Source organism: Leminorella grimontii (genome assembly GCF_039789245.1).
In the GTDB taxonomy this organism is placed as follows: domain Bacteria; phylum Pseudomonadota; class Gammaproteobacteria; order Enterobacterales; family Enterobacteriaceae; genus Leminorella; species Leminorella grimontii.
This window is the reverse complement of the sequence record NZ_CP146357.1, coordinates 2867628-2891308: the sequence shown is the minus strand read 5'-3', so window position 1 is coordinate 2891308 and position 23681 is coordinate 2867628. Positions and strand designations below refer to the sequence as shown.

General features: G+C 55.9%; 20 protein-coding genes. 10 read left to right on the top strand and 10 right to left on the bottom strand.

Features of this window, described 5'->3' with window-relative positions:
* Window positions 1-28: 28 nt before the first annotated feature.
* Complete coding sequence (gene cfa, locus V8L73_RS13380; protein WP_347253221.1) at window positions 29-1180, bottom strand: cyclopropane fatty acyl phospholipid synthase; 1152 nt, start codon at window positions 1178-1180, stop codon at window positions 29-31.
* Window positions 1181-1619: 439 nt separating this feature from the next.
* Here cfa and V8L73_RS13375 point away from each other — a divergent pair, with 439 nt between their 5' ends.
* The 4 genes from V8L73_RS13375 (at window position 1620) to yrbL (ending at window position 4631) form a co-directional block, all read left to right on the top strand.
* Complete coding sequence (locus tag V8L73_RS13375) at window positions 1620-2519, top strand: acetamidase/formamidase family protein (RefSeq protein WP_347253219.1); 900 nt, start codon at window positions 1620-1622, stop codon at window positions 2517-2519.
* Window positions 2520-2568: 49 nt separating this feature from the next.
* A complete protein-coding gene (locus tag V8L73_RS13370; protein WP_347253218.1) occupies window positions 2569-3117 on the top strand; it encodes a hypothetical protein in 549 nt (182 codons plus the stop codon).
* A 384-nt stretch (window positions 3118-3501) separates the two neighbouring features.
* Window positions 3502-3585: a damage-inducible type I toxin DinQ gene (dinQ, locus tag V8L73_RS13365; protein ID WP_081650777.1), complete on the top strand. Its 84-nt coding sequence runs from the start codon at window positions 3502-3504 to the stop codon at window positions 3583-3585.
* A 413-nt stretch (window positions 3586-3998) separates the two neighbouring features.
* Window positions 3999-4631: a PhoP regulatory network protein YrbL gene (yrbL, locus tag V8L73_RS13360; RefSeq protein ID WP_347253217.1), complete on the top strand. Its 633-nt coding sequence runs from the start codon at window positions 3999-4001 to the stop codon at window positions 4629-4631.
* A 55-nt stretch (window positions 4632-4686) separates the two neighbouring features.
* Here the strand turns inward: yrbL and caiF are convergent, their stop codons facing one another.
* Window positions 4687-5088, bottom strand: a complete 402-nt coding sequence (caiF, locus tag V8L73_RS13355) for a carnitine metabolism transcriptional regulator CaiF (protein ID WP_347253216.1) — start codon at window positions 5086-5088, stop codon at window positions 4687-4689.
* A gap of 472 nt (window positions 5089-5560) precedes the next feature.
* Here caiF and aes point away from each other — a divergent pair, with 472 nt between their 5' ends.
* Window positions 5561-6526 (top strand): acetyl esterase, encoded by a 966-nt coding sequence (gene aes, locus V8L73_RS13350; protein WP_347253215.1) that lies wholly within the window; start codon window positions 5561-5563, stop codon window positions 6524-6526.
* A gap of 39 nt (window positions 6527-6565) precedes the next feature.
* On the opposite strand, the gene V8L73_RS13345 is transcribed toward aes, so the two are convergent.
* From V8L73_RS13345 to V8L73_RS13325, 5 genes are all read right to left on the bottom strand, one after another.
* Window positions 6566-7882 carry an MFS transporter gene (locus tag V8L73_RS13345; protein ID WP_027274595.1) on the bottom strand — a complete coding sequence of 439 codons (1317 nt, stop codon included), beginning with the start codon at window positions 7880-7882 and terminating at the stop codon, window positions 6566-6568.
* A gap of 168 nt (window positions 7883-8050) precedes the next feature.
* Entirely contained in the window at window positions 8051-8338 is a 288-nt protein-coding gene (locus V8L73_RS13340; protein ID WP_027274596.1) for a 4Fe-4S dicluster domain-containing protein, read from the bottom strand.
* A complete protein-coding gene (gene fixC, locus V8L73_RS13335; RefSeq protein WP_347253214.1) occupies window positions 8335-9624 on the bottom strand; it encodes an FAD-dependent oxidoreductase FixC in 1290 nt (429 codons plus the stop codon). The genes V8L73_RS13340 and fixC overlap by 4 nt, the downstream gene beginning before the upstream one ends.
* Before the next feature lie 62 nt (window positions 9625-9686).
* The gene (locus V8L73_RS13330) at window positions 9687-10628 is read right to left on the bottom strand and encodes an FAD-binding protein (protein ID WP_347253213.1); all 942 of its coding nucleotides are present in this window, start codon (window positions 10626-10628) and stop codon (window positions 9687-9689) included.
* 11 nt (window positions 10629-10639) lie between these two features.
* Window positions 10640-11413 (bottom strand): electron transfer flavoprotein, encoded by a 774-nt coding sequence (locus V8L73_RS13325; protein WP_027274599.1) that lies wholly within the window; start codon window positions 11411-11413, stop codon window positions 10640-10642.
* Between the two features lie 684 nt (window positions 11414-12097).
* On the opposite strand from V8L73_RS13325, the gene caiT reads away from it, so the two are divergent.
* From caiT to caiD, 5 genes are all read left to right on the top strand, one after another.
* Window positions 12098-13627: an L-carnitine/gamma-butyrobetaine antiporter gene (gene caiT / locus V8L73_RS13320; protein WP_027274600.1), complete on the top strand. Its 1530-nt coding sequence runs from the start codon at window positions 12098-12100 to the stop codon at window positions 13625-13627.
* Window positions 13628-13668: 41 nt separating this feature from the next.
* The gene (gene caiA, locus V8L73_RS13315) at window positions 13669-14811 is read left to right on the top strand and encodes a crotonobetainyl-CoA dehydrogenase (protein ID WP_347253212.1); all 1143 of its coding nucleotides are present in this window, start codon (window positions 13669-13671) and stop codon (window positions 14809-14811) included.
* Between the two features lie 79 nt (window positions 14812-14890).
* Window positions 14891-16117 (top strand): L-carnitine CoA-transferase, encoded by a 1227-nt coding sequence (caiB, locus tag V8L73_RS13310; protein ID WP_036023858.1) that lies wholly within the window; start codon window positions 14891-14893, stop codon window positions 16115-16117.
* 91 nt (window positions 16118-16208) lie between these two features.
* Window positions 16209-17759, top strand: coding sequence for a crotonobetaine/carnitine-CoA ligase (gene caiC, locus V8L73_RS13305; RefSeq protein ID WP_261832887.1), 1551 nt, complete (start codon window positions 16209-16211; stop codon window positions 17757-17759).
* A gap of 128 nt (window positions 17760-17887) precedes the next feature.
* On the top strand, window positions 17888-18673 hold the full coding sequence (gene caiD / locus V8L73_RS13300; RefSeq protein ID WP_347253211.1) for a crotonobetainyl-CoA hydratase: 786 nt from the start codon (window positions 17888-17890) through the stop codon (window positions 18671-18673).
* A gap of 238 nt (window positions 18674-18911) precedes the next feature.
* Here the strand turns inward: caiD and V8L73_RS13295 are convergent, their stop codons facing one another.
* Genes V8L73_RS13295 through V8L73_RS13285 form a run of 3 tightly spaced genes read right to left on the bottom strand, consistent with a single transcriptional unit; the run spans window position 18912 to window position 23681 of the window.
* Window positions 18912-20108: an HlyD family type I secretion periplasmic adaptor subunit gene (locus V8L73_RS13295; protein WP_347253210.1), complete on the bottom strand. Its 1197-nt coding sequence runs from the start codon at window positions 20106-20108 to the stop codon at window positions 18912-18914.
* Window positions 20089-22278, bottom strand: coding sequence for a type I secretion system permease/ATPase (locus V8L73_RS13290; protein ID WP_347253209.1), 2190 nt, complete (start codon window positions 22276-22278; stop codon window positions 20089-20091). Before V8L73_RS13290 ends, V8L73_RS13295 begins: the two co-directional genes overlap by 20 nt.
* Window positions 22275-23681, bottom strand: coding sequence for a TolC family outer membrane protein (locus tag V8L73_RS13285; protein WP_347253208.1), 1407 nt, complete (start codon window positions 23679-23681; stop codon window positions 22275-22277). The genes V8L73_RS13290 and V8L73_RS13285 overlap by 4 nt, the downstream gene beginning before the upstream one ends.

Below are 23681 nucleotides of genomic sequence, written 5' to 3'. Positions count from 1 at the left end.
TGGATACGGGGCCGCGTTTTTTTTGTGGTTAACGCGGTACGCGAAGCCCTCCTTCAACGCCTTTGGGGCTTAGCAGAACCTGCCAAAGCTGAATATCTCTGGCCCTGAAAGCGCCGGCGCAGGCGTTAAGGTAGTAGCTGAACATGCGTTTAAAGCGCTCGTCGTAGCGTGCGGAAAGCTTATCCCAGCTTTGGATAAACCGCTGGTGCCACGCCATCAGCGTCGGATCGTAATCTGCGCCAAAGTTGTGTAAATCCTCAATGACAAAGCGTTTTTCACAGGCGTGCGCCAGATTGGCTACTGACGGCAGACAGCCGTTGGGGAAAATATAGCGGTTTATCCAGGGATCGACGTTGTCCTTGGTTTCTTTAGAGCCGATAGTGTGCAGTAAAAACAGCCCGTTAGGCTTAAGGTTGCGAGAAGCAACGTCAAAGTAGGTGGCATAGTTTTTCGGGCCGACGTGCTCGAACATGCCGACAGAAACGATGCGGTCGTAGCGGTTATTGAGCGAGCGATAGTCTTGAAACAGGATATCTACGTCCAGCTCGCGGCAGCGCTCCTGCGCCAGCTTCTGCTGTTCTTTGGAGATGGTCACACCCTGCACGCTGACGCCATAGTTTTTCGCCGCAAAGGCGGCTAATCCGCCCCAGCCGCAGCCGATGTCCAGAAGCGTCATACCCGGGCGCAGCTGGAGCTTCTCGCAAATCATTTTCAGCTTGTCCTGCTGGGCCTGTTCAAGCGTCGTCGCCGTTTTCCAATAGCCGCAGGAGTACTGCATATAAGGGTCGAGGATTTCATTGAACAGATCGTTGCCGAGATCGTAATGGCGTTCTCCCACCATCCAGGCTCGCCGCTTTGACTGTAGGTTGAACAGGCGTGAACCGACGATACGCATCAGATCGCCGATGCGCTTGGGTATGCTGTTTTCAAGGCCGGCGCGCAGAACGCGATGAAAAAACATGTCCAGACGCGCGCAGTCCCACCATCCGTCCATGTAGCTTTCTCCCAGCCCCATAGAACCCTGCTGCAAAACGCGTTTAAAGAAGTGGGGGTTATGAACCTGAATGTCGAACGGGCGCGAGCCGTTAATCGTAATGTCTGCTTTTTGCAGTAGTTCCACGGTCATTCGATACCAGGAATTGGCCTGAATGCCGATATCTTCAATATAAGATGAGCTCATAGTTTCTCCGTCACTTTGTCGTAACGCTCGCTGCCTCAGAGATATTTGAGGTAAAGGGAGGCCGAGCCTGGCCTGGAGCCGCAGCGCGTCACGCGAATGCTGTCAGTTACAAAATAAAGAGAAAAACCCAAAGGAATGTCGGTCGGGTTAGCCAGTCCGTTGGCCAATGGCGGTATGGTCCACTACCGTCAAGAGATGATAAAACGCAGTACGTATTTTTAGTTATCAATTTGTTAAGTATAAAACCAGAAAATAGGATGTTCAACGTCTAGTCTGGCCTAGAGCGTGGGCGTTTTTATTCCATATCATTATTAACGGGCGATGAACCGTAAAGCCAAGAGAAAGGCGTAAGGTCCTATCATTTTATTGTCGAAGGCGGATAACGCGGTTATGTTACGTCATGTCCGCTTAGCCAAAGAATAAAAACCAGGAGCCTCTGATGACCGTCATTCCCTGCACTCAGCTTATTTACGCTATGTCGGCGGATAACCCGCCGGCGTGCCGCGCAGCGCCCAATACGGAGCTGCTGTTTCAAACCTGCGACTGCTTTGAAGACCAGATTACTTCCGTCGACACGCCCTTTGACCGCCTCGACTGGCAGCGAATCAATCCGGCGACCGGGCCGGTTTGGATTGAGGGCGCGGAGCCGGGCGACAGCCTGAAAATAGCCATCAAGCGCATTACCATTACGTCTCCACAGGCGGTGATGGTCACGCTGCCGCAGCTCGGCGTGCTGGGCGATGAGCTGACAGAAGCGAAGGTGAATATGGTTGAATTGTCTGATGGCGTAGCTTACCTGCCCGGCGGCGTCTGTGCACCCGTTCGCCCCATGATCGGCGTTATTGGCGTGGCGCCGGAAGGCGAAGCCGTCTCCTGCGGTACGCCGGACGATCACGGCGGCAATATGGACAGCAAAATTATCCGCGAGGGTACGACGCTGTGGCTGCCGGTCAACGTGCCAGGCGCTTTGCTGGCGTTGGGCGACCTGCATGCGGGAATGGGGGACGGCGAAGTGTCCGGCTGCGGTCTGGAAGTCGCCGGCGAGGTGCTGCTGTCGGTCGAGGTCGTTAAGGGGCGCCCCTATCCGCTGCCGATGGTGACGGATGACGACAGGGTTTATACTTTGGCTTCCGCCACCATGCTGGACGACGCGTCGACGCGGGCGACGAAAAATATGGCTCGGCTGCTGGTGGAGCGGGCAGGGCTTAGCCCGGAGGATGCCATCAGCCTGATGAGCATCACCGGCGATCTGCAGGTGTGTCAGGTGGTTGACCCGAAGAAGACCTGCCGTTTCGCGATGCCGATGGCAGTGCTTAATCAGTTAGGCGTCTGCCTGTGATTTAGGAAAGCTGATGGCGCTTTGTGACGGTAAATATAAGGAGATGTATATGTCCCAGCTTGGGAAGTGGCTCGCGTTTGCCGCATTTGTGATGGTGGGCGGTTTTTCCCTGTCGGTTCAGGCAGGCGATCCCGGCCCTTATCGGCTCGCGTTTGTTGATATTTCTGAACCTTCCTATCAGGACGGACAAGCGCTTGCGATAGAGCTACGAAAAATGGACCGGCTTTCGGAAGTGCAGAAAGAGTACTGTTTCTTATGCAACGGAGCGAAAGACAACTACTTTATCGACGTGATTTATCTGTACACGCTGCCGGTCGGGTTGGATATTGACGATCTGCGCGCCGCCGTCGGCGGTGACGATGGGGCAAAACGCCGCATGCAGACGGTCATTAACCGCTTTGTCGACTACGACGGCGCAGGGATTGACGGCCTACTTATCTATCTGCATCAGGAAGGTAAAGTCAGCGTTTTTACCATGGACAGGAAGATTGGCTCAAAGCTGCTGGAAGAGAGCAAACCGGTTAAAAACCGCCTTCTGCCCTCAAGCCTGGATACGCTGCTGGAAAAGGCGGCAGCGAAGCTGGAGCGGCCCGTTTAGAGAAATTAAGGCATAAAAAAACCCGATTTAATCATCGGGTTTTTACATTCCGGGGCTGAGTTGGTCGCTCTGGCCACAGTGAGACTCTCTTTAACTAACGTCTTAATATTATGCCTTCATCAACGTAAACGCAATGCCTGAACTAGATGTCTATTCACAGCGCATTCAGAACGCGCGTATACTCAGTAAGTTAGTTATAAAAAGCGTTTTTCTACTTCTGCCCACCTCACGCGCGGGTTTGAAAGTCCTGGCTGAAGCTACGGGTGGTGCCGGTTTCAGTGCTCTGGCAGGAGTGAGACTCTCTTTAACTAACATAAGAAACCGCAGTGACAGGCTGTGTAAGAGTAAGCTGCGGCGTTCTCGCTCCCTTTATAGGGAAAACGGATGATTGAAAAAGCGATCGTCGTTCTGGGGGCGTTAATCGCGCTTCTTGAGCTGATCCGCTGCCTTCTCCAGTTAATGGGCTGATAGCGGAAACGTAACTAAGGCCGAAGGCTAACCCCCTTCGGCCTTTAATATGCAGGCAAAACGTCAGGCCGGTTTTAATCACCTGTAAAGCGATTGTTTTGATTATTGGGTTTGTTTTATGAACCCTATGCGGCGTGGGACATTTTGCCTGTTTTTAGAAAGTAAGGGATGAGAGTAAAACTGGGCGCTTGGGAAGGTTTCTGATGATGATTTAATATTATAAAAGCCATATTAATTACTTTATTTTTAACAAGAGGATGCATAAATAATAAAGACGTGGGTTTTATCAAATGACACAGTTCGACAAAGGCGTTTCAAATATTTTCAATATAATCATTTGTGTTTAAGAAATGCGTTGTTATAATAACGCGTCTCATTACATGATTTATGTTGTTGAAACAAGGAGTGTTTAAATGATGCTTTCAACAGCGCGACCTATCGGTGAAGGCCGTCATCGGAAATGCTTTGTCCACCCTGATAATCCCACCCAGTGTATAAAGATACTGTTTAATAAAGAGAGCGGTGGTGAAAAAGAGGTCAAGCGAGAGCTTGCGTATTACCGCCGTCTTCAGGCTCGCAACATTGATTGGAGCGGGCTTCCTAAGTATTTTGGCGCCATCGAGACCGACCTTGGCGTGGGGCACGTTTTTGAATTTGTTTGCGATGCCGACGGTTCGCCGTCAAAAGCGCTTTCTCACTACCTTGAAGATGAAACCGACAGATTGAGCAGCTCTCAGCTGGTTGCTTTGCTCAAGGCTTTAAAAGAGTACCTGTTTCGTAACCAGATCGTGACAATGACCATCAAGCCGCAAAACATCCTGCTGCGTAAAGAGGCCACGGGAAAAGGGCGCTTAACGATCGTGGACAATATTGGTGAAGGTACGCTTATTCCTCTGGCAACCCTTAGTCAATTTTTCTATGAAAAGAAAATGGAGCGCGTGTGGAAGCGCTTTATTGAAAAGCTGATTGAGAGTGGGCAGTCGAAGAAATTAGAAATTCTTATATCGGGTCAGAATTCGTTAGATCTTAGCGCCAAGCAGGTCTAGGCGCACCGCCGTAGAGGTGGGCCTAGAATAAAACGATAGGGTAGCCGGTCTGCGCCTATTTTCTTTGCCCCTTCGACAGCATCCACTGCCACTTTTGTTCCCGGTTTAGTTCGGAAGGGGGAACGCGCACGCCTTGTTCCAGGCGTTCGTCCGAGTCGCTTTCGCCCTCAGCATTCACGGCGTTCTTAATGCGGCTTGAAATCAAATCGTCAATGCTGTCTACCTGAATCAGCCGCTGGCATTGACATCCGCGGCCCTCCAACTGATTGGGAACGCTTTTGGTTTTACAGACGATTTCGCTAACTTCGGAAAGAATATAGGAAACGGTGTTTATCGCTTTGCAGGTGGTCAGATTGAAGTGCTCTGCAATTTCCGTTGCGCTCACCCAACGCTTTTGCTGCATGACCCAGCGGGCAACGGAGAGATATAAAGGCTCTTGAACATACTCTCTATACATATTCTCACCTATTTAACCAATACTTTAATTAACTAATACCCTACTTGATTGCGCTACGCTATTTATCTATTTCGGATTGACGATAAGGTGCTTTGCGCATGCTCTTTTATTTTCAACGCTCGCCGTTGGTCTATCTGAATATACCTAATTGCCAAGATAATAACCATGAATTTTATGTGATTTTTTTATTAATTATACTATTTTCTATTGATGTTAATTTATTGTTTTAATAACGTATAAATAGCGTAATTAAAAATGACATTATCGCGTAGCTGTGTGATTGTTTTTACTATTTACGTACTGAGTAAAAACGCTTGTTATTTTTATAATCATGTCTGGTATAAGTTTTTCTTATACTTCTGTGGCTTTTATTTTATTAATAAATTCATGATGTTGTCTTGTTTTGTGGTGTGGGTCGCAAATCAGATATGGGCAAGGGGTAAAATAATAAAGTATCTGTCAGGAGGAATGAATGAAACCAGAAAATAAGGTCAATGTTCTTAGTAATATTTCAGAAGAAATGCGTAGCGTACTGCAATTCCAATTAGACAATCCGCAACCTTTACCGGCGGACTCTCATTATGAAACGCTTAGGCTCTGTTATAACCAAGAGCGAAAGTATTGGAATGAGCAAGGGCCGGAAATGATGAAAGTACAGGAGGTTAAGATTGCGACTAAATATGGTGAAATAGGAACAAGAGTTTATTATCCAAAAATGAGCGGTGAGGCAACGCTGTTCTATTTACACGGCGGAGGTTTTATTCTCGGCAATTTAAATACACACGATCGCATTATGCGCCTGCTGGCCCACTATACCGGCTGTGCGGTGATAGGCATAGACTATACGCTGTCGCCGGAGGCCCGCTTTCCCCAGGCCATTGAAGAAACCGTTGCCGCCTGTCAATTTTTTCACACTCATTCGGCGGATTATAGTCTAAACGCCAGGCGCATCGGCTTTGCCGGCGACTCGGCCGGAGCAATGCTGGCGATGGCAACGACGCTATGGCTGCGCGATCGCGATATCAACTGCGGTGACGTCATGGCTGTCTTGCTCTACTACGGCCTGTTCGGCCTGCGGGATTCGGTAACCCGTCGTCTTTACGGTGGCCCTTGGGATGGGCTGACTCAACAAGACCTTCAGGACTATGAGAATGCCTATCTGGCCGATGAACGGGATCGTGAATCACCTTATTACTGCCTGTTTAACAACGATCTGTCTCGCAACGTTCCCCCCTGTTTTATTGCCGGAGCCGAGTTCGATCCGTTGATTGACGACAGTCGCGCCCTATACCAAACCCTGAGTGAACACCGCCAACCTTGCCACTACCAAACCTATTCGGGAACCCTTCACGCCTTTTTGCACTACTCCCGCATGATGAAGATGGCAGACCAAGCGCTTCGCGACGGCGCGGACTATTTTAAGCAGAATCTGAAGTAGCAGGACGACGAACGGGCGCGGCCTGCGCCCGTTTGTCACTCAGCACAGCTTGATTTTACTGGTTTGCTCCAAAGACATGCCGCGCGTTTCCGGCGCGAGGATAATAGATATCACCATGCCAAAGAGCGAGATCCCCGCGCCGACCAGCATCGTGGCGGAAATGCCGTGCTGCTGCATAAACAGCGGCAGTGCATAGGTAGAAATCACGGTGCCTATTCGACTTAAGGACATGGCCGCGCCGACCGCAGAGGCCCGAATCGCGGTAGGAAAAAGTTCATTGGGGTACAGCCACTGCAAAATGCCGGGGCCGCCGGAGAAAAAGGCGTACAGGGCAAAGGCGCCAACGATGAGGAAAATGCCCGGTTCAGGGATAAACCCTAACAGCGCCAGCGCCGCGGTCATCATGGCGAAACTGCCGATAAGCAGCGGCCGGCGGCCGACGCTGTTTAGCCAGTACATGGCGGGCAGGCAGCCAATCATGAAGAAGAAGCTTATCACCACGTTGCCTAAAACGGCCTCTCTGCCCTCATTGAGCCCTAGCAGCGAGATAATCTGAGGCCCAAAGGTGTAAATAGCGAACATCGGGATCACCTGACAGGTCCAAATCGCGGCGACGAACAGAATTGAGGTAAAGTGGCGGCGCGTAAAAATCTGGCTATAGCGCGTTTCCTGCACCTCCTCTTCATCGAACGTGACGGGCTGGCCGAACAGCTTGATCATCAGTTCCTGGCATTCTTTAATCCGACCTTTGCGGATTAGCCATCGAGGGGATTCCGGCAGGTCAAATCGGCCGAGAAGGATGACGACGCAAGGGATCACGGCGCTGCCGAGCATCCACCGCCAGCCGTTTTCAACGTCATAGAGCATATAGCCCACCAGATCGGCCGCGGTAGCCCCGATGTACCACATAGCGGCGATAAAGCCCATAGTGAAGGCTCGCTGGCTGGTGCTGGAAAACTCGGCGATCATCGAAGTAGCGATAGGGTAGTCGGCGCCGATAACGATGCCGATAAGAAATCGCAAAAGCACCAGCTCCAGCGGAGAAGAGACAAACATGGTGGCGGCAGAAATCACGCCGATGGCAACGATGTCTACCAGAAACATCAGGCGGCGGCCAACCAGGTCGGCAACGTAGCCGAACAGGGAGGTGCCGATAAACAGTCCCACCAGCGTGGCGGCGCCGACCAGGCCAATCCAGTTTGCGTCAAGCTTCAGGGCCGGGGTCAGCTGTTCCAGAGCGATGCCGATGATGACGAGAACGTAGCCATCAAGAAAGGGGCCACCGCTGCCCCAAAGCATTATCTTACGGTGAACCGGCGAAAAGCTGATGTCATCGAATTTTTTATTCTGTTCCATAGGTAGTAGGCCATTTTGCGATGCCTCCCCGTCTATACGGGTAATCGGAGGGCTATTATTGTTGTACTCGTTACCCTTCAAGCCGTAGCGTTAATACATATATCTCCTGATGAAATAGCGAGGTTAAAAAGGGTAAAAGCGGATGCGCCCCGCCTTTACCGCAGGGCGTTAACCGTAGCGATACTCTACGCCGAAGGTTCCGCGCGGGTAGGTCCACTCTTCCAATACCGAGTTACGGCACAGAATGCGGCAGGTACCGCATTCCAGACAGCCGGCGTAGTCGAAGCGGATAGTTCCGTCCTCCAGCTGCTTGTAGAGGCCGGCGGGGCAGGCCAGCGTCAACAGGCGAAACGCAGCCATATCCGGATGCTCGCCGATAATGATGTGCGGATGGCCTTCGTCCACGTGAAACTTGTTGACGCCCAGCTTGACGTCAACGTTGACTGGCTCACTCATAATGCGGTTGCTCCTTTTATGCCGTCCTTAAGCAGGTTCATATAGCCGACCTCTTTGCAGTGGCGCATGAGCTTTTTACGCAGCGGCCGCGGCGGCTGCCCGTCGACGGTAAACAGGTCCGCCATGATGCCAGCCACCATCTGTGGATAGAGCGTAAACATGCGCGGGTTGTCCATCATCGCCGGAACCTTGCGATAGTGGCGCAGGTCTTTCATTACCGACAGGCTTTCTAACTGCTGCAGATAGCCGCCGAGCCCTTGGGCGCTGAAGTCATTTTTCTCTTTTGCTTCCAGTACCGCGCGCGCCGCGGCTTCGCCAGAGGCGATAGCCAGATCCATGCCGCGAATGGTAAACCCGAGGTTCAGGCACATGCCCGCCGCGTCGCCGGCGATAAGCACGCCGTCGCCAACCAGCTTGGGCTGCATGTTGATGCCGGCTTCAGGCACCACGTGCGCTGCGTATTCGATGGTTTTCCCACCAGCAATAAGCGGCCGCACCGCCGGATGTTGCTTAAAATCTTCCAGCATCTGGGGGACTGACTTTTTCGCGTGTTCGATGTGGTGCAGCCCATACACCAGGCCGAGAGACAGGGTGTCGCCGTTGGTATACAGAAAGCCGCCGCCCATCTGACCGTCGGACGGCGAACCGGCGAACAGCCAGGCCGCGCCTTCGTCGCCTTCCAGACCGAAACGCGCTTCCAGTAATTCGCGGGGCAGCTCGATAAGCTCTTTCACGCCGACGGCGACCGACGCGGCTGAAACCGGCTGCGCCATGCCGATCTGTTCGGCAAGTATGGCGTTAACGCCTTCGGCCAGAATGACAGTATTGGCTTCCAGCACGTCGCCGTCAGCTTCGACGCCGATGACCTTACCGTCGCGTTGAACCAGCCTGTCGACGCGAATGCCGGGTACAAACTGCGCGCCGGCGGCTTCCGCCTGTTCCATCAGCCAAGGGTCGAACTTGGCGCGCAGCACGGAGTAGGAATCCTGCGGCGGCACGGCGTCCCGGCCGTTGTGGTAGTCGAGGGTAACGGCGCTGTCGTCGGTCAGAAAAGAGATCTTTTCCCGCGTGATGCGGCGTTCAATCGGAGCCTGCTCGGCAAAGCCGGGGATAAGGCGCTCCAGGCTATGGCCGTAGAGCCGACCTCCGGTGACGTTTTTTGCGCCCGCATAGTTGCCGCGCTCAATCACCAAAACGTTGGCGCCTTCGCGCGCCAGCACTAACGCTGCCGCCGCGCCCGCTAGCCCGGCGCCGACGATTATGGTGTCAAATACATCTTCGGACATAGTGTCTCCAGCAAGAAGGGCAGAGCCGCTAGCGGCCCCGCCGTTTCGTTAACGTTTCTATTTCACCGACTTAAGGCTTTGGTCAACGCGGGTACGATCTTCATCAGATCGCCCACGATGCCGTAGTCGGCATATTGGAAGATCGGCGCATTTTTATCTTTGTTGATGGCCATAATGGTTTGCGCGCCGTTGGCGCCGACCATATGTTGGATTTGCCCGGAAATGCCGACGGCAAGATACAGCTCCGGCTTGAGCATGATGCCGGAGATGCCGACATAGCGTTCGCGCTCCATCCACTTCTCGTTTTCCGCTACCGGGCGGGAGCAGCCCAGCTCGGCGCCTATGCTGTTGCTGAAGGCTTCGGCGATGGCGATGTTCTCTTTGCTGCCGATGCCGCGGCCAATGCTGACCACCAGACGGGCTTTACCCAGATCGACGCTTTCACCCTGCTTGGCGCTGCGCGATACGCAGGTGATGGGGTTTGCCGGTGCGACAAACGTCAACTCGACGGCGCTGCCGCTGAGCGCCGTGTTTTCCTGCGCGGGTGCAAACGTGCCGCTGCCTAAGGTGACGACCGCATAGGCGGTGGTTATCTGCTCCTTACCGAAGGCCAAGCCGCCGTACACCATGTGGGTTGCGACCGGATGGCCGCCTTCGGCAAACAGCTGCGCCGCATCGTTAACCACGCCGGCCTCCAGCCGAGCGCCCAGACGAGCCGCCAGCGCTTTGCCGCGGCGGGTCGCCGGCAGGATAACCAGCGCCGAGGGGCCGTGTTCCTTAATCGCTCGAACCAGCGTATCCGCATAGTCTTCGATGATGCGATCGGCGGGGACGGCGCCCAGTTGATAGGCCGCGTTGGCGCCCAGGCGGAAGGCCTGCGCCGACTGCTCTGCGCTTAGCGTGACGACCTGAACGCTTTCGCCCAGCTCGCACGCGCCGCCCATCAGTTCCGGCAGGCGGGCGGCATCGTCGCTAAATACCCAAACGGTTGAAAATTTACTCATGACGACCCCCATTAGCCGATAACTTTGCGCAGATGTTCTGCAAACTCGGCGATTTGCTCTTCGCCGTCCCCTTCGATAATCACGCGGCCGCGCGCTTTCTGCTTCGGAGCCTGTACGCTAAGCAGCGCCGTATAGGACGCAACGCCGCCCAGCTCCAGATCCGCTGGCTTCCAGGCCTGTACGGGTTTTTTCGCCGCGCCGAGAATGGCCTTCATGGAAGGGATCTGAGGATCGTTGATGTCGGTTGATACGGAAATCACCGCCGGCAGCCTGAGCGTCAGGGTTTCAATTTCGTCTTCCAGCGTGCGTTCTACCTGAACCTGTCCGTCGGATACGCTAAGGATGCGGCTGACGCCGTTAATCGCGGCCACGCTCAGCGCCTCGCCGAGCAGCAGGCCGACCTGCTGGGCGTAGAGGTCGGCAGAGCCGTCGCCGCACAGGATGAGATCGAAACCGGTTTTTTTCGCCGCCGCCGCCAGCACGGTTGCCGTCTGATGGGGCAGAAGGTTTTCCAGCCCGGCGTCAGAAACCACAACCAGTTCATCCGGGCCGCGAGACAGCACGTCCTTGCGCCCCTTGGGATTTGCCAGCGCTTCGCCACCCACGCTCATGGCGACAATATGAACATCGTCATTTTGCTGTTTTAAGGCACAGGCTGCTTCAATCGCGTTAAGATCAAACTGGCTGATTTTGGCATCCGCCTTACTGAGGTTCAGAGAGCCATCACCGTTAACGGTAATATCCTGCTCCTCGGGGATGAGCTTATAGCATGCAATAATTTTCATCACTTCTCCGATAGGCAATATAATTTTCAATATTGTGAAACAACTCCCAAATAAGGAGTGAAATACACAATCAGGACAAATTAAAACGACGGCTTTGTTCAAAGTCGTTTATAAAAATCGGTATAGCTGTTCGTAAATAAAACTATTCGACGGGTAATTAAACTAATAACGGTTTTACTTATCAGCTTCCTCTTTCTGGAATCAATTTGACGGCAATAGAAATACCATGATTCCCCCCATCAAAGTAATACCTGGATCACCAATATTGAAAGAGTCGGCCTGCGCCACGGCGCGCTTACTCATAAAGTGTTATTCATTCAATTAATTGATATTAAATGATTTATTTTGTTGATTTGTGAGGTTTATGATGAAAAATGAGAAGGGGACTCTCTCCGATGGGGAGGATAGTTTGATTAAGATCACGGATTATTGCAGTTCTAAAACTCATTATAAGTTCCGTATTAATCGGCCAGGTTGTTTCTACGTTAATGGATATATTTAACGTTAATACACTATTTTTTAACATGTGGTGATTTATTACTTTCGGGTTTTATTTTTTATTAAAGGCATATCGGCGTTAAGTCTTGCTCGCCATATATATGGCGTTGTAAACCGCGTCTATTTAGAAACAATACCCTCAGGTTGTCATTGCGAGGAAGATATTTCCATGAGGCAGAGACGTAAATGAAGAGTGAAATTGAAGCAGGTAAACAGAAGAAAAGCGGGATAGAACCAAAGGTCTTTTTTCCCCCGCTGATTATTGTTGGGATCCTCTGTTGGTTGACCGTGCGCGATCTGGATGCGGCAAATGAAGTGATTAACGCAGTCTTCAGCTACGTGACTAACGTTTGGGGATGGGCGTTTGAGTGGTACATGGTCGTGATGTTCTTCGGCTGGTTCTGGCTTATCTTCGGCCCCTACGCTAAAAAGCGTTTGGGAAATGAAGCGCCTGAATTCAGCACCGCCAGCTGGATTTTCATGATGTTCGCATCCTGTACGTCCGCCGCCGTGCTGTTTTGGGGATCGATTGAGATTTACTACTACGTCTCCAGCCCGCCCTTTGCGATAGCGCCCAACTCGGTCACGGCAAAAGAGTTTGGTTTGGCCTATAGCCTGCTGCACTGGGGGCCGTTGCCGTGGGCGACTTACAGCTTCCTGTCCGTTGCCTTTGCCTACTTCTTCTTTGTGCGCAAGATGGACGTTATCCGTCCCAGCTCTACGTTGACGCCGCTGGTGGGTGAAAAGCACGCCAACGGCCTGTTCGGCACCATCATCGACAACTTTTATCTGGTGGCGCTGATCTTTGCTATGGGCACCAGCCTTGGTCTGGCGACGCCGCTGGTGACGGAGTGCATTCAGTTCCTCTTCGGCGTGCCGCATACCCTACAGCTGGACGCCATCATTATTACCTGCTGGATTGTGCTTAACGCTATCTGCGTGGCCTTCGGCCTGCAAAAGGGCGTAAAGATCGCCAGCGACGTGCGCAGCTATCTGAGCTTCCTGATGTTGGGATGGGTCTGCATCGTCGGCGGCGCCAGCTTCATGGTCAACTATTTCACCGACTCGGTAGGCACGCTGCTGATGTATTTGCCGCGCATGCTGTTTTACACCGACCCCATCGGCAAAGGCGGATTCCCGCAGAGCTGGACCGTATTTTACTGGGCGTGGTGGGTTATTTACGCCATCCAGATGAGCATCTTCCTTGCGCGTATTTCCAAAGGGCGCACCGTGCGCGAACTGTGTCTGGGAATGGTGGCAGGCCTGACCGCCGGGACGTGGCTGCTGTGGACGATCCTCGGCAGCAACACGCTGCTGCTGATGGATAAAAACGTCATCAACATTCCGAACCTTATCGAACAGTACGGCGTAGCGCGCGCCATTATCGAAACCTGGGCCGCGTTGCCGATGCGTACCGCAACGATCTGGGGCTTCTTCATTCTGTGCTTCATTGCCACGGTTACGCTGATTAACGCCTGTTCCTACACCTTGGCGATGTCCACCTGTCGTGCGGTTCGCGATGGCGAAGAGCCGCCGCTGCTGGTACGCATTGGCTGGTCCGTTCTGGTTGGGGTTATCGGCATCGTGCTACTGGCGCTGGGAGGGCTTAAGCCCATTCAAACGGCGATTATCGCCGGCGGCTGCCCGCTGTTCTTCGTCAACATTATGGTCACGCTCTCCTTTATCAAGGACGCCAAGAAGAACTGGAAAGACTGAGTGTTTTTACTGTGAATTTGAACATTTAAGAGGTTAAAAGTATGGATTTTAGATTAAGTGATGAGCAGGAGCTGTTCGTTGCCGGCATCCGCGACCTGATGGCGCAGGAAAACTGGGAAGCCTATTTCGCCGAGTGCGATCGCAACAGCGAATATCCGGAGCGCTTCGTTAAGGCGCTGGCGGACATGGGAATCGACAGCCTGCTGCTGCCGGAAGAGCACGGCGGCCTCGACGCCGGCTTCGTCACTGTGGCTGCGGTTTGGGCCGAGCTTGGCCGCCTGGGGGCGCCGACCTACGTGCTGTATCAGCTGCCCGGCGGCTTCAATACCGTGCTGCGCGAGGGAACGCAGGAGCAGATCGACAAGATCATGGCGTTTCAGGGCACCGGCAAGCAGATGTGGAACTCGGCCATCACCGAACCCGGCGCAGGGTCTGACGTCGGCAGCCTGCAGACCAACTACACTCGCAAGAACGGCAAGGTCTACCTCAACGGCAGCAAGTGCTTTATCACCAGCAGCGCCTATACCCCTTATCTGGTGGTGATGGCGCGCGACAGCGCCTCGCCGGACAAGCCGATTTTCTCCGAATGGTTTGTCGACATGAGCAAGCCGGGCATCAAGGTTTCCAAGCTGGAGAAGCTGGGCCTGCGCATGGACAGCTGCTGCGAAGTAGTGTTTGACAACGTCGAGCTGGAAGAAAAGGACATGTTCGGCCGAGAAGGCAACGGCTTTAACCGCGTGAAGGAAGAGTTTGACCACGAGCGTTTTCTGGTGGCGCTGACCAACTACGGCACCGCCTACTGCGCCTATGAAGACGCGGCCCGCTACGCCAACCAGCGCGTGCAGTTCGGCGAAGCTATCGGCCGCTTCCAGCTGATTCAGGAAAAGTTCGCCCATATGGCCATCAAGCTAAACGCCATGAAAAACATGCTGTTCGAAGCGGCCTGGAAGAGCGACAACGGCCTGATGACCTCCGGCGACGCGGCGATGTGTAAGTACTTCTGCGCCAACGCGGCGTTTGAAGTGGTTGACTCCGCGATGCAGGTGCTGGGCGGTATCGGCATTGCCGGCGATCACCGCGTAACCCGCTTCTGGCGCGACCTGCGCGTTGACCGCATCTCCGGCGGTTCCGACGAAATGCAGATACTGACGCTGGGCCGCGCGGAGCTGAAGAAGTACCGCTAACCGCCGGTTAAGATAGGGCGCCCTGCGGCCGGGGCTGCGGGCGCCTTGACATGTGATTTGAGTAAAGAAGGTGATGCGTATGTCTGCACGGTTATCCATGCCCAAGTTTGGCCCCCTGTCCGGGCTCAGGGTCGTTTTTTCTGGAATTGAAATCGCCGGCCCCTTTGCCGGACAGATGTTTGCCGAATGGGGCGCCGAGGTTATCTGGATTGAGAACGTCGCCTACGGCGATACGATCCGGGTTCAGCCCAACTATCCTCAGCTTTCACGGCGCAACCTGCACGCGCTGTCGTTAAACATCTTTAAGGACGAAGGGCGGGAAGCCTTTTTAAAGCTGATGGAAACGACGGATATCTTTATCGAAGCCAGCAAGGGGCCGGCCTTTGCCCGCCGCGGCATTACGGACGAGCTGCTTTGGCAGCACAACAAAAAGCTGGTGATTGCTCACCTCTCCGGCTTTGGCCAGTACGGCACGGATGAATACACCAACCTGGCGGCCTATAACACCATCGCGCAGGCGTTCAGCGGCTATCTGATCCAAAACGGCGACAAGGACCAGCCGATGCCGGCGTTCCCCTACACCGCAGACTACTTCTCCGGCATGACGGTGACGACCGCTACGCTCGCCGCGCTGCATAAGGTGCACGAGACGGGCGTGGGCGAAAGCATTGACGTCGCGATGTACGAAGTGATGCTGCGCATGGGGCAGTACTTCATGATGGACTACTTCAACGGCGGCGAAATCTGTCCGCGCATGACCAAGGGCAAGGATCCTTATTACACCGGCTGCGGGCTTTACAAGTGCAAGGATGGCTACATCGTGATGGAGCTGGTGGGAGTAAACCAGATCCGGGAAACGTTCAAAGACATGGGCATTGAGCACCTGTGGGGCACGCCGGAGATTCCTGACGGCACCCAGCTGATTCACCGCATTGAATGCCCGTACGGCCAGCTGGTGGAAGACAAGCTGGACGAATATCTGGCCGGTAAGTCCATCGCCGAGGTGCTGGCGCGCTTTGCCGAACTGAACGTCGCGTCGACCAAGGTGCTGACGATCCCAGAACTGGAGGGCAACCCGCAGTACGTGGCGCGCGAGTCGATAACGACCTGGAAAACCATCGACGGGCGCGATTGCAAAGGGCCGAACGTTATGCCCAAGTTTAAGAACAATCCTGGTCAAATTTGGCGCGGAATGCCGACGCTTGGTATGGATACGGCTGCTATTTTGGCGGACATTGGTTACAGTGACGCACAAATTCAGGCGCTGGCGGAAAAAGGGTTGGCCAAGCTTGGCGGGCAACAATAGCTTGGTGATAAAAGGGCGGCCGCCCGTCGCCCGGCTTGCAGTAAAGCAACGGCGCTATTGGTAAGCGAGTATAGGTACGTATGGGTGCGCAATGGACATAATTGGTGAACAAAACTTACGGCAGATGTGGGACGACCTGGCGGAGCTGCACGGCGACAGGACGGCGCTTATCGTCGAGAGCCTGCACGGGCTGGCGTCTGAATACAGCTATCGCGAGCTGAACGAAGAGATTAACCGCACGGCCAATCTTTTCTATGCGCTCGGCGTGGCTAAGGGCGATCGGGTTGCGCTGCATCTGAATAACTGTGCGGAGTTCATCTTTTGCTGGTTTGGATTGGCTAAAATCGGCGCCGTGATGGCGCCGGTGAACGCCAACCTGCTCAAGGCCGAGAGCGAATACGTGATCCGCATGTGCGGCGCCACCGTCGTGGTAACCGCCGGTGAGTTTTACGGCATTTATGATGAGATCCGGCAGGCCGACGATGCTTCGCTACAAACGGTTCTCCTGATAGATGGGAACGCCGAGTCCCTCAACGCGCTGGATTTTCACGCCCTGAAGCGCGCCCAGCCCGCTCACCTTATCCCGCAGGTGGCGCTTTGCGCGGACGATACGGCGGAAATCCTGTTTACCTCTGGCACAACGTCCAGCCCCAAGGGCGTAGTGATCACTCACTATAACCTGAGGTTCGCCGGCTACTATACGGCCTGGCAGTGCGCGCTGCGTCAGGACGACGTTTATATGACGCCGATGCCTGCTTTTCACATCGACTGCCAGTGTACCGCCGCGATGGCGGCATTCTCCGCCGGGGCGACGTTCGTTCTGCTGGAAAAGTTCAGCGCCCGCGCGTTTTGGTCGCAGGTGTGTAAATACCGGGCCACCGTGACCGAATGCATTCCGCTGATGATTAAAACCCTGATGATGCAGCCTAAAATGCCGTGGGAAAGGCAGCACTGCCTGCGAGAGGTGCTGTTTTACCTCAACCTTTCCGAACAGGAAAAGGATGCGTTTATACGGCGCTTCGGCGTCAGGCTGCTGACCTCCTACGGCATGACGGAAACCATCGTCGGCGCCATTGGCGACAGGCCGGGGGACAAACGCCGTTGGCCGTCTATCGGCCGCGTCGGCATGGGGTATGAGGCGCAGATTAGGGATAGCCAGGGCAACGAGCTGCCGGTAGGCGAAACGGGCGAAATCTGCCTTAAGGGCGTACCGGGCAAGACGCTGTTTAAAGAGTATTACAACATGCCGGAGGCGACTGCCAAAGCGCTGAGCGCGGACGGCTGGCTGCGAACCGGTGACTATGGCTACGTCGACGAAGAGGGCTTTTTCTACTTCGTCGAGCGCAGCTGCAACATGATTAAGCGAAGCGGCGAAAACATTTCCTGCGTAGAGCTGGAAAACGTGATTTCCGCACACCCGAAAATTATGGACGTTGCGGTTATCGGCCTGAAGGACTCCATTCGAGACGAAGCCATTAAGGCTTTCATCGTGCTCAACGAAGGCGAAACGATGACCGAAGAGGAGTTTTTTACCTTCTGCGAGAGCCGCATGGCCAAGTTTAAGGTGCCCTCGTTTCTGGAAATCAGGAAGAGCCTGCCGAGAAGCTGTTCCGGAAAAGTGATCAAAAAAGGCTTGCACTGAGCCGGTTTGCGAAATAGTCGAAGCTGCGATTGCGCCGCACGTTAATAAAGCGTGCGGCATCGGCCTCCTGCATCTCGTTATCCGCTCGGCGCGCCGTTCTATTTGTTCTTTTTATATGGAGTATTAGCATGAGCGAATCATTACGCGTGACCCGCAACGGCGACGTTCTGGAAATCGTTTTAGACCGCCCCAAGGCGAACGCCATCGATGCCAAAACCAGTTTTGAAATGGGCGAAGCCTTTATTGCGTTTCGCGACGATCCTACCCTTCGCGTCGCGATCGTCACCGGCGCGGGCGAGCGTTTTTTCTCTGCGGGCTGGGACCTCAAGGCCGCCGCGGAAGGGGAAGCGCCGGACGCTGACTTCGGCCCCGGCGGGTTTGCTGGCTTGACGGAGCTGTTCGACCTGGACAAGCCGGTGATTGCCGCCGTCAACGGCTACGCCTTCGGCGGCGGCTTTGAGCTGGCGCTGGCTGCGGACATGATAGTCTGCTCGCGCAACGCCAGCTTCGCCGTGCCGGAAAGCCAGCTCGGCATCGTGCCCGACAGCGGCGGCATGCTGCGCTTGCCCAAGCTGGTGCCGCCGACGATTGCCAACGAAATGATGATGACCGGCCGCAGAATAGACGCAGAAGAGGCGCTGCGCTGGGGGATCGTTAACCGAGTGGTCGACGGTGAACAGCTGATGGATACCGCCCGCGAACTGGCGCGCCAGCTGTGCAAAAGCGCGCCGCTGGCCATCGCTGCCATTAAGGAGATCTTTCGCGAAACGGGCGAGATGTCGGTAGAAGAGGGCTATCGCCACATCCGCAGCGGCAAGCTGAAAAACTATCCGTCGGTGCTGCACTCAGAGGACGCCCTGGAAGGCCCGGCGGCGTTCGCCGAGAAGCGCGAGCCGGTGTGGAAGGGGAAATAGGCCATCGCGCTTCGGCGCGTGAACCCTGCGCGCAGGCTTTTTGCTGCGCACTGAGTTTTGCTCTATCAGATCGATGGGGTTGCTATTCAACGGCGGGCAGTGCCCGCCGCACTCCCAATTTCAATCCAAGCGCTCTTCCGGCCGAGCACGATAGTGATATAAGCACAGCGTATTTTCGGCCGGAATATCCTCCAGAGCTAATTAGGACTGTTTGTTAACGGATTACTCAGGGCTCTCCTTATCGCTCCCGCAGCGCTTCCTGCGCGCGATTAAACGGCTTAATCAGGTAGTCCATTACGGTTTTCTCTCCGGTTTTGATGTCCACCGAGGCGATCATGCCCGGCACGATGGAAAAGCGCCGTCCGGCTTTGTTTTGCAGATAGTCCTGATGCGTGCGGATCAGCACCCGGTAATAGAAAATCTCGGGCTTGGCCTTGTCCTGTAGCGTATCCGGCGAAATGGTTTCCACCTCACCGTCAAGCCCGCCGTAGATGGCGTAGTCGTAGGCGGTAATCTTCACCAGCGCCTTTTGGCCGGGGTGGATAAACGCGATGTCGCGCGGTGAAATACGGGCCTCTATCAGCAGCCGTTCGTCGACCGGCACGATTTCCATCATCTCGCCGTTCGGCGGAATAACTCCGCCGAGCGTCGTCACCTGGATATTTTTTACAATGCCGCGTACCGGCGAACGCAGGGTCAGGCGAGTCACCGAATCTTCCCGGCCCTTAATGACAGAGGAGAGCATATCCACTTCGGCGTTCGCCTTCGCCAGCGCTTCGCGCGCCTGCACGTAATACTGCGAGCGCAGGTCGGTCAGCCTTAGGGCCAGATCGCTTTTCTGGCGGCGAAGGCGCAGCTCCTCAACGTGGCTTGCCGCGCCGGTTTTTACCAGCCGTTCGGTAATCGCCAGCTCCTTATCGACCAGCGAAAGCGCCTCTTTGAGCTCTGCTTCTGAGCTTTCAAGCTGTGCGCGTCGCGAGGTGTACAGCCGGGTCTCCGAGGCGATAAGGTCCGGCCAGGGGTTAAGCGAGTCGGGAAAGGCCAGCGGCAGATCGCTGACTTCAGCATTGAGCCTTACGCTGGAGGCCAGAGAGGCGCGGTAGCGGGCCGCGCTTTCGCCAACGTTGGATTCTGAGCGGGTTGGGTCGAGACGCGCCACCACCTGGCCTGCCGACACCTTATCGCCTTCGTGCACCATGAGTTCCGCCAGAACGCCGCCGTCAAGGGACTGCAGCACCTGCTCCCGAGAGCTGGGAATGACCTTCCCCGTCCCGCTGGAAACTTCGTCAAGCGTGCTGAAGCTGGCCCAAAGCCACGCGATAAGAAGCAGCAGGGCGCTGAGCGTAATGATGCGCCTCGCCTCGACGTAGCCGTTTTCCGGCGCGTCGGCGTTATTCAAGGTGTCGATAATCGCCTCAGGCCGACTGGTGTTCATGTTTCCACTCCCGTTCGTTAGGCGCCTGTGTCGTTCGACCGGCGCTGAGCGCCTGCGCTTTTGGCGCGTCCATCACCAGTTGGCCCTCTTTAAGCACCACGATCCGCTCTACCAGCTCCAGCACCGGCACGCGATGGGTGGCGACGATAAGCGTGCGGTGGCCCAGCCACTGGCCGAGGCGCTGAATGAACTCGCGCTCGGCGTGCTCATCCAAAGAGGCGGTTGGTTCGTCTAACAGCACGATATTCGGATCGCGCAGCAGCATGCGCGCCAGCAGTATGGACTGGCGCTGGCCGCCGGAGAGCCCGGCCCCGCCTTCCATGATGGGGTGATCCAGCCCCTTGGGCAGCTTTTTGACAAACTCCGCCGCGCCGCTGATGTGAAGGGCGCTGAAAATGTCATCATCGGTGGCGTTAGGCGCGCCGAGCGCGATATTTTCCCGCAGCGTGCCGTGAAACATACGGGCGTTTTGCGTCAAAAAGCCGACGTTGCGGCGAACGTCTTCGATGTCGATGTGCGGCAGGCTCAGCTCATCCAGACGCGCTTCCCCGCTGACCAGCTCCATGCCGCCCGCCATTGCCTGCAGCAGCGTCGACTTGCCGGCGCCGTTGCGACCCAGCACGGCGATGCGTTCGCCGGGCGCAACCTCCAGCCGGCCGATGCGCAGTGGAATAATGGGATCGTCGGCGCGGTAGCGAAACTGGGCGTTGTCAAATCGGTAGTGCCCGAGCAGAACGTCCTGATGTACGCGCTGCTCTTCGCCTTGGTTCTCAACGGGCAACTGCATGATGTTGTCGAGCCCCTCTTTGGCCGCCTTCACCTGCTGCCAGCGCGCCAGTACGCCGCACAGGGCCGCCATCGGCGCTATCATGCGCGAGGCGAGCATGGAGGCGGCGACCACTGAGCCGGTGGTGATTTCCCCTTCTATCACTAAAGGCGCGCCCATCATGACGACGGCGGCGTAAACCAGGCTTTGAACGGCGATCCCCCAGTTGAGCAGCCCCTGCGTGAGCCTGCGGGTGCGCAGGCCGGATTCGGCAGTGATTTGGATATAGCCGTTCCACTGCTGTAAAAAGCGATTTTCCGCCTGCATCAGCTTGATGTCTTCCAGGCCCTGTACGCTTTCCACCAGAACCGCGTTGCGCAGCGTACTTTCGTGGGCGGCCTGATTGGCGAGCGTCGCCAGCCTTTTTTGCAGCAGCAGGCCGGGCAGCACCATCAGCAGCGCGGCGACCGGCGCTATCCACGCCAGCTGTGGGGCAATCAGCGCCAGCACCAGCAGGAACAGGAAGAAGAAGGGGAGATCGACCACCGATGAAACGACGGAGGAGGCGATGGTTTCCCGGATCTGCTCCAGCTCGCGCAGCTGCGAGAGAAAGCTGCCGGTGGAGCGCGGAATAGCGCTATTGCGCAGCCGCAGCGCGTGGCCAAAAACGCGATCGGAAATGCGGATATCCGCCCGCTTGCCGAGCAGGTCGGTGAGGTGTCCACGCGCAAGGCGCAGCAAAAAGCCGAAAAGGGAGGCGATCAGCACGCCGAACGCCAGTACGTAAAGGGAGGGATAGGACTGCGCCGGGATCACGCGGTCGTAAACCTGCATAGAGAACAGGATCCCCGAGAGCGACAGAACGTTAATCAGCAGCGCCGCCAGCATCACGCTGCCGTAGGGCTTAATATCGCCTACGATTAGGCTGCGCAGCCAGTCCGGGCGATAGCGCGAAACGTACGCGTCGGCCCGGCTGTCCTTCAGCGCCGACAGCGGGCGCAGCGCGGCGACGTAGCGAACGTCAGGCAGCAGCTCGCGCAGCGAGACGCGGTTTGAGCCGCTTCTCTCACCGATAAAACGGACGTCGACCGTATCATCGCCGTCAAACCGCTCAACGATCCCCAGTTCCCCCTTCGCGAGCTGAACGATAATCGGCAGCTGCCAGGCGCTCAGCGTTTCCTGTGACGGCGAGAGCGCCGTAAAGGAGAGCCCGGCCTGACGTGCAAGGTGCGTCAGGGCTGCTGTCCGCGCTTTTCCGCTAAGCCAGGGCGCATCGGCCCTCAGCGCGCCTGCTGAGCCGTTAACGCGATAGTGGCCGGCTACGTAGCCGATGGCCTGCGCCCAGTCGGCCAGGGCCTCGCCGGACAGCGTTTCTTCATCATCGAGGCGAGAGGCTCGGCTCATGGGCGGATCTCCACGGACTGAATGTTGCGGTTTTCAAGCTTAAAGGCGTTACGCAGCTTGCCGGTGTAGTAAAGGCACTGAAGCCGAAGCTGATGAAGCTGGCTGCGCGTTTGCTGTAGCGAAAAGCGCGATTGAAACACTTCCTGCTGGGCGTTGAGCACGTCCAGCAGCGGGCGGTTGCCAAGGTTGAGATACTGTTCCTGATAAAGGTCGCGAGTGCGTTCGGTTAAGGCCTGCTGGCGCGTCAGCGTTTGCAGCGTGTTGGTTAAGTTGAGCGACTGGCTGTAGGCGTCGGTCAGCTTCTGGCGCGCATCGAGCCGCGCTCGCTGAACTGCGGCGCGGGCCGCTTCTACCGCGTGACCCGCGGCGTTGCGGCTGGCGGTGAGTCCTCCGCCCTGATAGATAGGCATTGAGACCTTGACCCAGGCGGAATACTGCGTGCGGTCGAGGGTTTCGCTGTTGACGTAGCGGTCGTTAAGGTAGTGCCTGACTTCCGGCTCCAGCGAGACGGTCGGCGTCATTTGAGCGTTGGCGTTGTCCAGCCGCGCCTGAGCGACGTTGGCCTGCGCCCAGGCCGCCAGCACCGAAGGAACCTGGCGATAGTCGGGCTCGGCGCTGTCGCAGGCGCGGCTAAACGCGTCGGAAAAGCCGTTGTCTACTTCGTTGAGGCTGTCCCAGCCCAGATAGGCCATCAGGGTCGCTCGCGCGCTGTCCAGGCTGGCCTGATATTGGGTCAGCTGGGCGCGGGCGCCCTCTATGCGGGACTCGGTTTGCACCACGTCGGACAGGGTGGCCGCGCCTTCGCTGTGGCGCTGCTGCGTGAGGCGGCCTATGTCGGTTAGCGCCGCCAGCTGCGCCTGCGCCGTTTCTACCATTTGCTGCCAGGTTTGAACCTGAACGATCGCCATTGCAGTGTCGCGAACAACGTCGTCGATAGCTACCAGAAGGTTGGCCTGTTCCTGAGCGACGCCCGCCCGTTCGGCACGTACCTGACTGTCGACTTTGCCGAAGTCGTACAGCATTTGCGAAAGGGAAAGCGACAGCGAAGGGCTAAAGCCGCTGTCGCTATAGCTGTTGGTGTAGCCGCCGTTCACGCCGCCCTCTATCTGCGGATAGTATTTCGCCAGCGCTACATCTACCTGCTCTGACTGCTGATAGAGCCTGCTGACCGCTTCCTGAATGCTTGGATGCCAGGAAACCGCGCGGTTTACCGCCTGTTCAAGCTTTAAGGAGGTGGGCGCCGTGGCGGCTTGCGTCAGCGCGGCTCGCCCGTTTAGCGAGGGGAGCTCTTGCTGCTGCATAAGCCGTTCGGCAGAGACGTTTTGCTCCCGTGCGCCGGCGTGAAGGCTAGCCACGCAGAGGCAGCCGGTCAGCCACCGCCCTAAGGGTCGTAATTTTTCCAT

What these genes read in the sequence shown, in the direction of transcription:
- aes (WP_347253215.1), top strand. Translation starts at nt 5,561, where the DNA reads ATGAAACCAGAAAATAAGGTCAATGTTCTTAGTAATATTTCAGAAGAA.
- V8L73_RS13345 (WP_027274595.1), bottom strand. Translation starts at nt 7,882, where the DNA reads ATGGAACAGAATAAAAAATTCGATGACATCAGCTTTTCGCCGGTTCAC.
- V8L73_RS13290 (WP_347253209.1), bottom strand. Translation starts at nt 22,278, where the DNA reads ATGAGCCGAGCCTCTCGCCTCGATGATGAAGAAACGCTGTCCGGCGAG.
- V8L73_RS13295 (WP_347253210.1), bottom strand. Translation starts at nt 20,108, where the DNA reads ATGAACACCAGTCGGCCTGAGGCGATTATCGACACCTTGAATAACGCC.
- V8L73_RS13330 (WP_347253213.1), bottom strand. Translation starts at nt 10,628, where the DNA reads ATGAGTAAATTTTCAACCGTTTGGGTATTTAGCGACGATGCCGCCCGC.
- caiF (WP_347253216.1), bottom strand. Translation starts at nt 5,088, where the DNA reads ATGTATAGAGAGTATGTTCAAGAGCCTTTATATCTCTCCGTTGCCCGC.
- dinQ (WP_081650777.1), top strand. Translation starts at nt 3,502, where the DNA reads ATGATTGAAAAAGCGATCGTCGTTCTGGGGGCGTTAATCGCGCTTCTT.
- caiT (WP_027274600.1), top strand. Translation starts at nt 12,098, where the DNA reads ATGAAGAGTGAAATTGAAGCAGGTAAACAGAAGAAAAGCGGGATAGAA.
- cfa (WP_347253221.1), bottom strand. Translation starts at nt 1,180, where the DNA reads ATGAGCTCATCTTATATTGAAGATATCGGCATTCAGGCCAATTCCTGG.
- yrbL (WP_347253217.1), top strand. Translation starts at nt 3,999, where the DNA reads ATGATGCTTTCAACAGCGCGACCTATCGGTGAAGGCCGTCATCGGAAA.
- V8L73_RS13340 (WP_027274596.1), bottom strand. Translation starts at nt 8,338, where the DNA reads ATGAGTGAGCCAGTCAACGTTGACGTCAAGCTGGGCGTCAACAAGTTT.
- caiD (WP_347253211.1), top strand. Translation starts at nt 17,888, where the DNA reads ATGAGCGAATCATTACGCGTGACCCGCAACGGCGACGTTCTGGAAATC.
- fixC (WP_347253214.1), bottom strand. Translation starts at nt 9,624, where the DNA reads ATGTCCGAAGATGTATTTGACACCATAATCGTCGGCGCCGGGCTAGCG.
- caiC (WP_261832887.1), top strand. Translation starts at nt 16,209, where the DNA reads ATGGACATAATTGGTGAACAAAACTTACGGCAGATGTGGGACGACCTG.
- caiA (WP_347253212.1), top strand. Translation starts at nt 13,669, where the DNA reads ATGGATTTTAGATTAAGTGATGAGCAGGAGCTGTTCGTTGCCGGCATC.
- V8L73_RS13370 (WP_347253218.1), top strand. Translation starts at nt 2,569, where the DNA reads ATGTCCCAGCTTGGGAAGTGGCTCGCGTTTGCCGCATTTGTGATGGTG.
- V8L73_RS13375 (WP_347253219.1), top strand. Translation starts at nt 1,620, where the DNA reads ATGACCGTCATTCCCTGCACTCAGCTTATTTACGCTATGTCGGCGGAT.
- V8L73_RS13285 (WP_347253208.1), bottom strand. Translation starts at nt 23,681, where the DNA reads ATGGAAAAATTACGACCCTTAGGGCGGTGGCTGACCGGCTGCCTCTGC.
- caiB (WP_036023858.1), top strand. Translation starts at nt 14,891, where the DNA reads ATGTCTGCACGGTTATCCATGCCCAAGTTTGGCCCCCTGTCCGGGCTC.
- V8L73_RS13325 (WP_027274599.1), bottom strand. Translation starts at nt 11,413, where the DNA reads ATGAAAATTATTGCATGCTATAAGCTCATCCCCGAGGAGCAGGATATT.